Source organism: Nostoc sp. DSM 114160 (assembly GCF_053470305.1).
Window position 1 is genome coordinate 1,110,021 of the sequence record NZ_JBPFGO010000002.1, and the last position, 13,683, is coordinate 1,123,703.

General features: G+C 41.8%; 8 protein-coding genes and 2 pseudogenes. 8 read left to right on the forward strand and 2 right to left on the reverse strand.

The window, feature by feature from the left end; genetic code table 11:
* The first annotated feature begins 586 nt into the window (after window positions 1–586).
* The 6 genes and pseudogenes from hpsJ-B (at window position 587) to NSTCB13_RS21860 (ending at window position 9,589) form a co-directional block, all read left to right on the forward strand.
* Window positions 587–1,430: pseudogene (hpsJ-B, locus tag NSTCB13_RS21835) on the forward strand (hormogonium polysaccharide biosynthesis protein HpsJ).
* A gap of 127 nt (window positions 1,431–1,557) precedes the next feature.
* Complete coding sequence (locus tag NSTCB13_RS21840) at window positions 1,558–2,466, forward strand: glycosyltransferase family 2 protein (RefSeq protein WP_448267756.1); 909 nt, start codon at window positions 1,558–1,560, stop codon at window positions 2,464–2,466.
* Between the two features lie 639 nt (window positions 2,467–3,105).
* A complete protein-coding gene (locus NSTCB13_RS21845; RefSeq protein ID WP_448273781.1) occupies window positions 3,106–3,870 on the forward strand; it encodes a DUF502 domain-containing protein in 765 nt (254 codons plus the stop codon).
* A gap of 271 nt (window positions 3,871–4,141) precedes the next feature.
* Window positions 4,142–4,783 carry a transcription antitermination factor NusB gene (nusB, locus tag NSTCB13_RS21850; RefSeq protein ID WP_448273782.1) on the forward strand — a complete coding sequence of 214 codons (642 nt, stop codon included), beginning with the start codon at window positions 4,142–4,144 and terminating at the stop codon, window positions 4,781–4,783.
* Between the two features lie 255 nt (window positions 4,784–5,038).
* Window positions 5,039–6,700, forward strand: a complete 1,662-nt coding sequence (gene ftsY / locus NSTCB13_RS21855; protein WP_448273783.1) for a signal recognition particle-docking protein FtsY — start codon at window positions 5,039–5,041, stop codon at window positions 6,698–6,700.
* Between the two features lie 1,496 nt (window positions 6,701–8,196).
* A pseudogene (locus NSTCB13_RS21860) lies at window positions 8,197–9,589 on the forward strand (PP2C family protein-serine/threonine phosphatase).
* A 550-nt stretch (window positions 9,590–10,139) separates the two neighbouring features.
* Here the strand turns inward: NSTCB13_RS21860 and NSTCB13_RS21865 are convergent.
* Window positions 10,140–11,423, reverse strand: coding sequence for an ankyrin repeat domain-containing protein (locus NSTCB13_RS21865; RefSeq protein WP_445630787.1), 1,284 nt, complete (start codon window positions 11,421–11,423; stop codon window positions 10,140–10,142).
* A 187-nt stretch (window positions 11,424–11,610) separates the two neighbouring features.
* On the opposite strand from NSTCB13_RS21865, the gene NSTCB13_RS21870 reads away from it, so the two are divergent.
* Window positions 11,611–12,081 carry a DUF4079 domain-containing protein gene (locus NSTCB13_RS21870; RefSeq protein WP_099099590.1) on the forward strand — a complete coding sequence of 157 codons (471 nt, stop codon included), beginning with the start codon at window positions 11,611–11,613 and terminating at the stop codon, window positions 12,079–12,081.
* Between the two features lie 81 nt (window positions 12,082–12,162).
* Here NSTCB13_RS21870 and NSTCB13_RS21875 read toward each other — a convergent pair whose 3' ends face one another.
* A complete protein-coding gene (locus NSTCB13_RS21875; protein WP_448273784.1) occupies window positions 12,163–12,834 on the reverse strand; it encodes a DUF1997 domain-containing protein in 672 nt (223 codons plus the stop codon).
* A gap of 178 nt (window positions 12,835–13,012) precedes the next feature.
* Here NSTCB13_RS21875 and NSTCB13_RS21880 point away from each other — a divergent pair, with 178 nt between their 5' ends.
* Window positions 13,013–13,669, forward strand: coding sequence for an NAD(P)H-binding protein (locus tag NSTCB13_RS21880; RefSeq protein ID WP_445630785.1), 657 nt, complete (start codon window positions 13,013–13,015; stop codon window positions 13,667–13,669).
* Window positions 13,670–13,683: the final 14 nt, after the last annotated feature.

Sequence of the window (13,683 nt, forward strand, 5' to 3'; positions counted from 1 at the left end):
AATACAGGAGTTTGCAAGTAACTGAGATACAAAATGCAGGAACGCATCAGATATAAAGAGTTTCTACTTCCTGCCTCAAAACCCGTAGCTTTCTACTTTATGCAAAAGAAAACTACTGTAAGTATAGCAAGCGAGATACTCCCAAAAATCCCGACCCTGTATAAGCTCAATCACTTTTAGTAGCATCTACTCTCGGTAATAATTGCTTCCTTGCTCAAATTGGGCGATAAGTCGATACAACCTGATGACAAAGGTTTAGATTTAAGTTGACACCGATTCACATCTGTGAACCCTTATAAAAGGTCTGTATTAAGACCGATTGAGAACTGCAATCAGGGAGATTGGGTAATTAATCAGTCTGTTTCTCTAGCCCGCATCAACTTCGTATCTTAAAATACCAGGATTTTCCTGAAGACACTGTAGATAACAAATGTTACTGTGGGCTAGTTGAAAACCAAGAGGCAGATAGCCTTTAGCAATATTGAATCTGCTTTGTGTTTTTACACAATAGTCATAGTCATGGGCACAATATTCAAGTAGCTTGAAATATGAAAATCACTCATATTCACCACCAGTTTGAAAAATTATGGTTAACCGTTTTACTTCCGTGAGTACTGCTCTCACACTTAAGGTAGTTGGAATAATCTGCATTTTGTCGTTTTTCGTTGACTTTTTGATTCTGTTGTTACCCTTTCAACCCACCGATCGGGTATGGCAAATCAATTTGGGAACAGCGCTCGTCGATCGCGGAATTGTTCCTCTAGTCGGTTTGGGGCTTCTGTTTGCTGCCTATTGGATTGAGAATGCTGATGCAGCAAGCGATCGCCCCCAAGGTATCGATTTAAGATTTCCCGCCGCAATTATCTCCAGTATTTTAGGGTTGATGTTCTTGCTGATTTTTCCCCTGCACTTAAATAACGTCAATCAAGCCAAGACTCAAACACTCAACCGAATTACCCAAGAAGCAGACCCAAGCAGAAACTCAACTAAACACTCGGTTATCGCAATTGCAAGCACAACTGAATACTGACCAAGGAAAAGCGCAATTAGAACAGCTGCGAAACCAAACCAAAGCTCAGTTTAGTGAAATCCTCAAAGATGACCAAAAATATAAGCAAGCAATTGAAAGCCCTCAAATTCCCGCAAATATCAAAGAGTTACTGAAGAAGGCTAAAACAAATCCCCAAGTACTTGACAAAGCTATCGAACAACAAACAGATGTTCAAACGCTGCAAACTCAACAACTGAGCCAAGTTCGCCAGCGCCGAGACGAAGCACTGCAACAAGCTAAAGATACTGCTTGGAAATCTGGGCTGCGGATTGGTATTAGCAGTTTGCTATTGTCCATTGGTTACATTATCATCGGCTGGACAAGCCTAAGAGGTAGTGGTGGTGTACAAGGTGGTAAACCTAGAACTGCTGCACGCTAATCCACTATTGGCATGGCAGTAAGAAGTATCCAAAAATTATTGACGGCTGATACTGCCATGCGCCTAATAGCTAATAACTAATAACAAGACAATTATCACTGAGTAAAATCGCTATAAAACTTGAGTAATGTTCTCAATTTACATACTGACATATAACGAAGAACTAGATATTGCTGCTTGTATCGAATCGGCGATGTTATCAGATGACATCATTGTTGTGGATTCATGCAGTAGCGATCGCACTGTGGAAATCGCCAGTCGCTATCCCATCCGCGTTGTCCAACACGCTTTTGAAAGCCACGGACGCCAACGTACCTGGATGTTAGAGTCTATCCCCCCAAAGCATCAATGGGTTTATATCCTTGAAGCTGACGAGCGTATGACACCAGAACTGTTTGCGGAATGCGAAAAGGCAAGTCAGAATCCAGACTACATCGGTTACTACGTGGCTGAACGCGTCATGTTCATGAATCGTTGGATTCGCTACAGCACACAGTATCCCCGTTACCAAATGCGACTTTTCCGCCACGGGAAAGTGTGGTTTACAGATTACGGCCATACTGAGCGGGAAGTTTGTGAGGGTGCAACTAGTTTTTTAAAAGAAACATACCCACACTACACTTGCAGCAAAGGTTTGAGCCGCTGGATTGACAAGCACAACCGTTATTCTACGGATGAAGCTCAAGAAACATTGTATCAGTTAGAACAGGGAAAGGTGAACTGGCAAGATTTATTCTTTGGCAAATCGGAAGTCGAAAGACGGCGTGCCCTGAAAGATTTATCTTTACGTTTGCCCGCCAGACCGTTGCTACGGTTTATATATATGTATTTTATTTTAGGCGGATGTTTAGATGGACGCGCCGGAGTGGCTTGGTGTACATTACAGGCATTCTACGAATACCTGATTTTGCTCAAAGTCTGGGAAATGAAGTATCTGCCAAAACCTAATTTAGATACAACAGCAATTTTGGTACAAGAGAGTACGCAACAATTGCAGGGCGCGGATTCTGAAACTACACAGGTTGATGTGGCGTGAACAGGGCTGGAGATTAGAAGGATTTCTTGTATGGCGATGCCTACGGCGGTAAACTACGCAAAATCATAGGGCATACAGATGTGCTACACAAATCCCTGACTTCGTAAAAGTTGTCGGGGATCTTGTTTTTCATAATTCAAGACTAGATAAAAGAGACTTTTAAATAAAAAACATCCCAAATTCTTTTGTGGGACGGGTGTCCCCATCTCTTCTATATTCAGGGTGGGGAGAATACTCACCCCACAAGATGGATAATTTATTTCTTGAGAATCCCTAATAAATTAATATTTGTAACAGAATATTTTCATAAAAGCCACCCTTACTCAAATGTGAGTGACTGACCAGATAAAATAATTTATTAGTTTATCCTGTAGTACTTTCACAATCATGAGCAGTTTTTGATTAAGCCCGATAGATTAATAATACCTAAGAATTTGCAACAAATTTTTATAAATCTTATAAATAAAAGTAACATCCTCTAAGAATAACCAGTCGCCATCGGATTGGTTAATGTCTATGTGTATGCTTATAGGAAAATAGCTGATTTCCAGCAGCAGGCAACTTGCTAGCGTTGTAGACAGTTACTTGCGGCAGAATCTGCCAAAGTTAAAGCCTTCGGAATTTGACGAATCTGCTGGTATGGATACGAATAACAAAAGTTCCTCTAGCTTAAAACAGGAGAATCGGGGCTTGGTAATCGATCGCCTAAAACAGGACTTAAAAAACGACCTAATTGCTGGTTTGTTGGTAATCATTCCCCTAGCAACCACTATCTGGCTGACAATTACCATTGCAAGTTGGGTAATCAACTTTCTCACCCAAATTCCCAAACAATTAAATCCCTTTGATGGGTTAAACCCATTTTTGGTAAATATACTTAATTTATTAGTAGGTTTAGCCGTACCACTACTAAGTATATTGCTGATGGGCTTGATGGCTCGAAATATAGCTGGGCGGTGGTTGTTAGATTTTGGTGAGCGATTATTACAAGCAATTCCTTTAGCAGGACAGGTATACAAAACTCTCAAACAGCTTTTAGAAACAATACTGAAAGATTCTAATGGCAAGTTTCGCCGGGTAATTTTGGTGGAGTATCCTCGCCGAGGAATTTGGGCGATCGCTTTTGTTACTGGTGCAATCAGCAGTGATATCCAAGCCCAGATGTCTCGCCCTGTACTAAGTGTTTTTATCCCCACCACTCCAAATCCGACTACCGGATGGTACGCAGTCGTTCCTGAAGACGAGGTGGTGAATCTCTCCATGTCGATTGAAGACGCCTTTAAAATAGTTGTATCAGGTGGCATTGTCGCCTCCAATACGCCTTTGGTTTTCCCCAAAGAGTCCACATTGGAAGTGAAACACAAAGAGATTAAGCAGCAGGTTATTCCCGTTGAAGAAACGTGAAGAAGGCAGGAGGTTCAATATTAGTCATTAGTCATTTGTCATTTGTGTTTACCAAGGACAAATGACTAATGACAATCTCACCAGTTGATGTGCAACTTTAAATATGTAACAGCTTATTTCTCCTGCCTTCTGCCTTCTGCCTCTCTGGAATCAATCTGGCATAGTAGTCACAAGCAAATGCGTAATGTTGTTTAACTGTGCCAAAATTGATAGGCTTGTAAGTTTGTCTTGCCTAGTTAATTCAGTTCTTGCACAATCACCCCTCAGTTTTATGCAACCTCGTAAACCCCAGCAAATTGCTCGTGAATTGGCGCTTTTAAGCCTTAGCCAATTGCCAGTCAACCCCAAGAAATTAGAGAAATTGGAAGACGATCAACTAGTATCCAAGTTGGTATTAGGTGCAGTACGCACTCTGACATCAGAGGTACAAGATACCCTCGATAATGCCGCAGGTGAGCTGCAACGCAGTAACGATCGCCTCTTAAGCAGCCAAACTCGGGCCTCCGACCTCAATACTGCCAGAACAATGCTTCAAGAAGCGATCGCCTGCACCCAGACAGCAATCAATCAGTTGGGTACAGCAGTTGATTTCCCAGTATTGATTCAGTTAGCGAATCAGGACAAGGGAGTTCGGAATTACGCTAAAGAGCTTGTAATCACCGTCAACGAAAATCGACACATTATAGATGAACTCATTTCTGCTGCCTTAGTAGATTGGCAAGTAAATCGTCTGGCCCAAATTGACCGCGATATCTTGCAAATCGCCGTGGCAGAAATGAAGTTCTTAGGAGTTCCAGACAGTATCGCCATCAACGAAGCTGTGGAGCTAGCCAAACGCTACAGTGGAGACGATGGTCATCGGTTTATTAATGGTGTTTTGCGCCGAGTCACTGAGCAGAAAAAAACTGCGTAGTACTGCCGCGGAATTAATAATTTCTTTACTGCCGTGGAAAAAAGTCTGTAGCCTCTTCTGCGGCTTCCTCCAAGCGGAACCTCTTCCAAAGGGAGATGCTGCGCAAACAGAAGAAACCTCTTATTATAACGATTTTGTTTCAACTGGCGTTGAAAGGTGAGGATAACCTGGAAGTTTTCACCCCAAGAAAAAGTACAAAGTTAAATTAAACTCATAATTTATAACTTAATAACTCATATAACTAATACTGCTGCAATGGTTTTTAATTGGTTCCGTCGTCAACATAACGATTCCTCTAACACTCCCTCTGATAAACAACAGGAAGAAACTCCTCCTGCAAAAGAACCCCAACCAGAGCCAGCCGAAACCTCAACACCAACTGCTGAAACTACACCAGGCACAACGGCAGACTTATTGGCATTTGCAAAAGCTGCCTACAAAAATATTCAGCAAAAACAGCAAGTCGAGGTAGTAGAAACCCCACCTGATTCAGCAGATACCTTAGCACCATCAATACAACCTGAAACCGCAGAAACGGTAACTGCGGAAATAACCGAACCAGAAGCTACTAATACAACCCTAGAAACAGCACAGCCAGAAGTTATCCAAGCTGCTAGTGAGGAAGAAATTACAGAAGATTCTTCAGTGGCAGCAATTGCTGAACAGCCAGATGTTTCCAGCCCAGAACTCACGGCAAGCGAAGTTGAACCAACACCCACCGAACCACTGGCTACGCCAGAGGCAACACAGCCAACAGCACCAGCTAACTTATCCTTTTTAGAACGGGCGGCGGCAGAACGGCAAGCCAAGCTAGAACAACTAATAGCCACCGCCATTGAAGTTCCAGAACCGGAGGTAGTACAGCCAGTAGCGACAACCTCAGAAACAAAAGAGGAAATTCCTGGATTGGTATTTGATGATGGATTTGTCTGGTCAGCGAAAGTTCTAGCAGCTCAAGGTAGAAGTGCAGAAGACGTTTCTATTGAAGAAATTACCTGGCTGAAAAAGCTCCGGCAAGGGTTAGACAAAACTCGCCGTAGTATTCTTAACCAACTGAAGGCGATCGTTGGTCAAGGGCCGTTAAACTCTGCTGCTGTGACAGAAATTGAGGCATTGCTTTTACAAGCTGATGTTGGTGTAGAGGCGACAGACTTTATTATCAATGCCCTACAGACAAAACTGCGAGAAGAAGTTACCGCACCCGAAGAAGCGATCGCTTTCCTGAAAAAAATCCTCCGGGATATGCTGGATGCACCAAGCAAAACATCACAAAAAACTACCTTTACCCCAGAAAAAGAAACCTTAAATATTTGGTTAATTACTGGGGTGAATGGTGCTGGTAAAACTACAACTATTGGCAAAATCGCCCATCTGGGACAAAAATCTGGCTATAAATGCTTGATTGGCGCAGCAGACACCTTCCGCGCCGCCGCTGTGGAACAAGTAAAGGTTTGGGGTAGTAGAAGTGGCGTGGATGTAATTGCCAATCCGGGAAAAAATACAGATCCGGCAGCAGTTGTATTTGATGCGATCGCAGCCGCCCAAGCGCGTCAAACCGAATTACTTCTGGTAGATACAGCTGGGCGACTGCAAAACAAAAAAAATTTAATGGACGAACTCGGTAAAATCCGGCGAATTATCGACAAAAAAGCCCCAGATGCCAAAGTAGAATCTCTTTTGGTTCTAGATGCAACTTTAGGTCAAAATGGACTGCGGCAAGCTGAAGTTTTTTCCCAAGCTGCCCAACTCAGTGGTGTTGTCTTAACCAAGCTAGATGGCACTGCTAAAGGCGGCGTTGCCCTTGCCGTTGTACAGCAGCTAGGTTTACCCATTCGCTTTATTGGTGCTGGCGAAGGAATTGAAGACCTACGCCCCTTTTCGAGCTATGAGTTTGTCGAAGCTCTTTTGAGTGGTTAATTGAAAAATTTCGAGTTAAAAATTTTTCTTACCAAACTTAGGACTTACGCAATATTGTATTATTCTCTGGGAGACACTGCGCGTTGGCGTCAGTCTCTGACAGAGAAGGAGGTTCAATAAATTAAGCTTTTTAGTTATTTTTGCGTAAGTCTTAAAACTGATAAATTTAGGGATGACCGATCTGGTATTATCACTTGAACTAACTAGAAACAGTTCAAGTCCTAAAATTATGAATTTGTCACAATAAATAGGTGACTTTTGCTAAAATTTCTAGCTAATGCCCTTTTTGAGGTCTGAAATGGGCTTTTTAAATGTAGCAGCACGGTATTTAGTTGCGACATACAAAATCCCCTAGATTTTCATCTTGCAGCAATTGAAAAGGCAATCGAGACGCTCATCCCCACAAATACAGCTCTATTGTGGGATACAGCAGTCCCAATGGTGAGCAGTACGTTGGGGAACTAGCGCGAGTGATTTCAGCGCTGCGGGAGGTTTATTCCTCCGTAGGTGTTTGCTGTTGCCTATGGCGACTTACTCGTGCAACGTCTATCGAAAGGTTGAAACTCTGATGGTTAAATGAAAAGACTCTTTCTGACTTTTGACTTAAAGTTCTTAGAGCTAATTTGTAAACTCAAGTAAAGTACTTGTCTTGCAAGGATTTCAGGAATTTGAGTCAAAAAAATACTTATTCGCTGAAACTCAGACCTAGTAACGACTTGAGTATCCTTCAGATTTTCTTTACGAATCAGCTCTTAGAAGATATTTCTTCTATTTTTAGTGTCATCTCTTCTATTCATATCTTACACTTACCAAATGACTCACCCCTAGAATAAATTACAGGCTAATGGTTTAACTCTGTTACCTCTGACTAAGAAGGTAGAGTTACTTCACTTTTATCCAGTTTTGATGGATTTAAATTTTGCGTATTCAGCAACTCAAAATTCACAAAACGAGAAATTAAAAATGGAAAAGCTCAATCTTGGCGATTATCCAAGCATTTATGGCATACAAATTAAGTATTTGAAACTTATTAACATATTCTCAGGTTTGGGAACTAGTGTAGTTCTGTTTTTGAGCAAATCAAGCTCGATTTGAGCGCTTATAGAGGTTTTTACTCAAAAAACTACTAGTGTTCTAGTTGCTTCTGCCCAAACAGTACCTCTGAGAGCGTTAGAAATTATTCTTTGAATAAAGTATTTTTCTAACTTTAGAGATATGCTTTGGTAATTAAGTTATGAAAAAATGAAAAACTTTCTAATATATCAGCAAAACTAGTCATTTTTACGGGTAGAATTTGGACTAAAAATACATGATTTGAAATTACTAATAGTCCATCAAAAATACAATAAGCAAATAAAATACTTATAAATTTTGCCTGTTACGTCTTTATACTCTTGCTAAAATGGCAAGTCTTGTCTAAATATGGTTTAGCAATGCCAAAGCCAAAAGATTTATAAATAATCTAAAATCTGCCAATATAAAGTGCAATAATACCCGTGCCTGTGTCTCAACTGCCCTCTCAACCCACTGATAATAGTAGTAGTGCCGCGACGGATGTCACACCAGTCGTGGCACTCAAAGAACTCGTGGCAAGGTTGCACCGGGAACAGAACAAAATTCAAGATTTGCTAAGTTCTTTAGGATTTGCCCTGAGAAGTTTCAATAATTTGAATCAGTTTTTAGAACTGATTCCGCTGATGGCAACAAGAGTGACAGATGCAGACGGTAGCGCCCTGTTTCTCTACAAACCTAATGGTCAAGTCAGGTTAGAACAGTTACATTGGCAAGATAGTGGCCAGCGCAAGAATATCCGCAAAGCGCTAGAAATAGCCAGTAGTCAAATCACGCTTTTACCCAATACTGCCCCCCTAGCGAATGCCACGGGGATTTTAGATGACCAGATGCATCGTTATTTGGGGCCAGATGTGCAAATCTTTGGTACGGCGATTCTGGTAAAGCATACAGAACGGGGATGGCTCTATGTCTTGAGCCGCGATCCAGAATATAGTTGGACAGAAACCAGGCAAAAGTTAGTTAGGTTAGTGGCAGACCCAAACAGCAGTAGCGATCGAAAACGATGAACTAGCTGTAGAACTAAGAAAAAAAGAACGCTTAGACCAAGAATTAGAAATTGGTGCAGAAATTCAACGGCGACTTCTACCACGTCAATGCCCTACAATTCCCGGTGCAGTTCTGGCTGCACGCTGTAAACCTGCCAATCGCGTCGGCGGAGACTACTACGACTTTATTGCTACCAATCATAATAAGATTCAGCCCAAGATTAAAGGTGGCAGCGAAACTAGTCGCTGGGGTTTGGTTATTGGAGATGTCATGGGCAAAGGTGTCCCTGCTGGGCTGATTATGACGATGATGCGGGGAATGCTACGGGGAGAAGTGCTACATGGTAATTCTCCAGCTGGAATTCTACAAAACTTAAATAGAGTTATGTATGCGGATTTGGAAAATTCCCATCGCTTTGTAACACTATTTTACTCAGAATATAACCCCCACAGCCGAATTCTGTCTTATAGCAATGCGGCACACAATCCTCCTTTATGGTGGCACGCAGCGACAAAAACTGTTACCCGTTTAGATACTTTGGGAATGTTAATCGGTTTGGATGCTAATAGCCAATATGAAGATGCCCAGGCACAGTTAGAGCCTGGAGATACAATTATTTACTATACAGATGGCTTAACTGATGCCGCTGCTGCTGGTGGCGATCGCTTCGATGAAGATAATTTTGTTACTGGCTTCAATACTGCTTGTAAATACTGCAATGGGCCAGAGGAGATTGTAGATTACCTATTTGACCAAGTTCAGCAATTCATCGGTGCTGATAAACAAAACACTGATGATATGACACTAGTTGTTCTGCAAATCTTATAATCATTGGCTATTTATACTCGATCGAGTCCATTGATCAATGCTTGCGTTTATGGTGAGAGAGGATTTACCACAGTGATTACACTAAATTTAATTTTTTATTTATTTTTCTTTTAATTTTCGTAGCGATCGCCCAAATGGTTGCACATCAACCTTTTTTGATAACTTGTTTGTATTTAGCCTTTAGGATAATACATAAAAAATGATCCTTAGAATACTTTTCTGTTCAATTAAAAACTATATATTTTGCACATCTAGCACAGTAGGAAACGCCAAGGGGGAGAGCAGGTAAAAGGTAAAATGTACAAGGTAAAAAGTAAAAGGTAAATTTACTTCTTCATTTTTGCTTTCTTTCTATCCTTGTGACGCAAGCATTTGGTCTGCTCCCTTTTGGCGTTTTAATTTTTCCTTTCTCCGCCGTAGCAAGTTCACAACAGCTACGACGGAGTTTTGCTTTCTTAGTTTCTTCGTCCCAGATTTGGTTTTTTTAAACTTCCTTTAATGATTTGTCAAGATATTTCTGAAAATATTTTTAGATGAAGAATTGAGATTGCTATTCTTGCGCCCCAGCTTTTTGTAGACTCCGCACCACATTTTTATAACCATTAAATTCTGCAATCATCAAAGCAGTATAACCGCCCCGGTTTTTCAAATTCACATCTGCCCCAGCTTGGAGTAATAACTGCACAATTTCACCATAACCTGCTGAAGCAGCCCACATCAATGATGTGGCCCTTGCTGAGTCTTGAAAATTCACATCTGCCCCCTTTGCTAGCAGCAAATGTACGATCTCTTTGTGTTGGCGTTCGGTTGCCTTGATCAAAGCAGTTTTGCCATCATCCCCTGGAATATTCACATCAGCACCATAATCTAACAACACTTGCACCGTTTGGGTGTGTCCTTGTGATGCAGCCAACGTCAAAGGTACTTCACCAAGACTTTTCCCATTTATATCTCCGCCAGAACGTACCAGTGCCTCGACAATTTGGCTATGTCCCTGCAATGATGCTACAAGCAGTGGTGTATCGCCCAGGTGGTTGCTAATTTGGACATCTGCACCCTTGTTAAGTAAGATTTGCACGACATCAATGTAGCCTTCCACAACGGCAAGGTGTAAGGCAGTTTCACCATCTCGATCTTGAAGATTAATCTCGGCACCTCCATCTAGTAAAGCTGCTACGATCGCACTCTGTCCAGCCGCTGCTGCTGCCGATAGGGCGGTTCCACCATCAGCGTTTTTCACATTCACATCAGCCCCTGCTGCTAGCAGTGCTTCCACAATCTCCAGATGTCTCAAATCTGCCGCTAGCATTAAAAGTGTCTCACCCTCCTCATCTGGGATATTGACATCGACACCAGTTTGGAGAATTGCTTGTAAAACTTCTATTTTTCCCTGCTTAACGGCAAGTTTCAACGCCGTATCATTATCTTTATCAGCAATATTAACTTGGGCACCAGCAGCCAATAAAACTCGCACTACATCAATATAACCTTTGAGGACTGCTGCCATTAATGCTGTACTGCCATCTTCATTAGTGGCATTGACATCTGCACCTTTAGATAATAAAAGTTGCAAAATGTCAAGCTGTTTGGCACTAGCCGCCAACATCAAAGCCGTCAAACCATAGAGTTTTCTGGGCAAGTTGATATTTGCCCCGGCATCAAGCAGCGATCGCACAATTTCGGTGTAACCTAAATTGGCGGCAAACATTAACGCCGTGGTACCTTGGCGATCGCACGCGTCCACCCTTGCACCAGCAGCCAATAGCGTACACAGACCCTTAATATCACCACTTTTAGCAGCTTTGAGCAGCAAAGTATCGTTGTTTTCAGTCATGGATGAGATCCCACACAGGGGGTTTTGTTCGTCTACCCTCAAAATTTAGTCTGAGATTGTTTATCCACTTTGGCAAGAGGGTAAAGGAAAATAGTCGGGGGAGTCTCTTTTAATTTGTGCAAATTTAAGCACAGAAAATAGAGTTATGCTAATTTTTATGAAGATTTAATTATTAGGCGAGAACACGATGAGTCTGGAACTTTCTACGTCGGTGAAATATTGGCTAAACTTCTTCCATCCGGTGCTCATGTGGGCGCTATTAGTACTCTCAATTTATGCTGCCTATTTAGGACTGCAATTGCAGCGTACTAGAAATGCTCAGGGGGAAGAAAAAAAAGAATTGATTAAAGGTAGATATAACGTCAGACATTACCAAATCGGGTCTATACTCCTAGCTTTGATGGTAGCAGGTGCGATTGGTGGGATGGCTGTCACTTACATTAATAACCAAAAGTTATTTGTCGGGCCTCACTTATTAGCAGGACTGGGTATGACAGGTTTGATTGCATTTTCTGCTGCCTTGTCCCCTTATATGCAAAAAGGGGCAAATTGGGCACGTGCAACTCATATTTTAATAAATTTCACCCTTTTGGGACTTTTTGCTTGGCAGGCTGTTACTGGCGTGCAAATTGTCCAAAAAATTCTCACTCAAGCATAGTTAGCAAAGTAGGGTAGCACAGCTGTGCTACCCTACAAACGTACAAATAATTTAGAATTATTGATTTTTTAGAAATCCCTATCAACGCTTTTGCTTAAAATTAGCAGTAAACGGTATTCCCAAAGATTTATGAAAATCTTCCTGAACTTTGCGAGTTAAGCGGCGGGAGACTTGGCGGACAATTTGATTAAGTAAGCGATCGCCTGTAGATTGAATTATAGATTTGGGTAATCGCTGAATAAACCGGGGAAAGTGAAGATAAACTATCAAATCCAATTCCCATTCAACTCTTGTAATCTTACCAATGCTAGTGGAAACATCGGCTTCTTTTAACTCTAGAGATGCGTGATAGTCTACGTCATAACCAGGCGGTTGGTAGTCAGGAATGGGAATTGTACGGATGCGGTAAATACCCTCGTCTGGGGGCAACAATTCCAAACCTATTTTCGGTTCTACTTCATAACCGAAAGAACCAAAACGACCAATTGTTAAAGCATAGCCATTTTCCCCAAGTGATTCTACCTTCATGGGTTCAGCGCAGCGCGAAAACCATGAGGCGTGAGAATTGAGATACTCAGCAACCTTCTCTACTGGGGCAGCCATTTCCATACAATCTTGATAACGACCGTAAAATTTTGTCAGCGTCGCTACATTTGGTTCTGCTAATGTGTCCTCGGCTTCTTGGGTGGACACTACAGGTAAAACAGCTTCCGTTATTTCCCAGGATTTATATTCGCCTTTTCTTGAAAGCATAAATGCATTACTCTATATTTTGGCGTTGGTCTATATTAATGATTCCCCACACACCTGGGTCATTTCGCATTCAGATCCCATTTTGACCGAAACCTCATTAATCTGCGAGTAACTCCATAGAATTACTAAAATAAAGAACTGAACAAGCACACAATAGTTTCCCAGGATAGCATTTATCATGAAAGCATTTGTAGCAGGGGCAACAGGTGAAACAGGTCGCCGGATTGTGCAAGAATTGATCGCACGGAATATTCCCGTCCGAGCCTTGGTGCGGGATATAGAGAAAGCTAGGGGTATTCTGTCTCCTGAAGCCGAATTAGTCGTAGGCGATGTGTTACAACCAGAAACTTTAACTGCTGCGTTGGGAGATAGCACAGTTCTATTGATTGCGACTGGGGCAAAACCTAGCTTTGACCCCACTGGCCCCTATAAAGTAGATTTTGAAGGGACTAAAAATTTAGTAGATGTTGCTAAGGCAAAGGGAATTGAGCATCTCATCTTAGTTTCTTCTTTATGTACTTCCCGGCTTTTCCATCCGCTGAACTTGTTTTGGTTAATTTTGTTGTGGAAAAAACAAGCTGAAGAGTATATTCAGAAAAGTGGTCTTACTTATACGATTGTCCGGCCTGGTGGATTGAAGAATGAAGACAACTCCGATCGCATCGTGATGCAGAGTGCAGATACGCTGTTTGATGGTAGTATCCCCAGACAGAAAGTTGCCCAAGTTGCTGTTGAGGCGCTGTTTGAAGCAGATGCACGCAATAAAATTGTCGAAATTATTGCCAAACCTGAAGCAGCCTCAAAAAGCTTTAAGGAGTTATTTCAGCAGTGCTGATATTTCACAGGATT

What these genes read in the sequence shown, in the direction of transcription:
- NSTCB13_RS21865 (WP_445630787.1), bottom strand. Translation starts at nt 11,423, where the DNA reads ATGACTGAAAACAACGATACTTTGCTGCTCAAAGCTGCTAAAAGTGGT.
- NSTCB13_RS21880 (WP_445630785.1), top strand. Translation starts at nt 13,013, where the DNA reads ATGAAAGCATTTGTAGCAGGGGCAACAGGTGAAACAGGTCGCCGGATT.
- NSTCB13_RS21870 (WP_099099590.1), top strand. Translation starts at nt 11,611, where the DNA reads ATGAGTCTGGAACTTTCTACGTCGGTGAAATATTGGCTAAACTTCTTC.
- nusB (WP_448273782.1), top strand. Translation starts at nt 4,142, where the DNA reads ATGCAACCTCGTAAACCCCAGCAAATTGCTCGTGAATTGGCGCTTTTA.
- NSTCB13_RS21840 (WP_448267756.1), top strand. Translation starts at nt 1,558, where the DNA reads ATGTTCTCAATTTACATACTGACATATAACGAAGAACTAGATATTGCT.
- ftsY (WP_448273783.1), top strand. Translation starts at nt 5,039, where the DNA reads ATGGTTTTTAATTGGTTCCGTCGTCAACATAACGATTCCTCTAACACT.
- NSTCB13_RS21875 (WP_448273784.1), bottom strand. Translation starts at nt 12,834, where the DNA reads ATGCTTTCAAGAAAAGGCGAATATAAATCCTGGGAAATAACGGAAGCT.
- NSTCB13_RS21845 (WP_448273781.1), top strand. Translation starts at nt 3,106, where the DNA reads ATGGATACGAATAACAAAAGTTCCTCTAGCTTAAAACAGGAGAATCGG.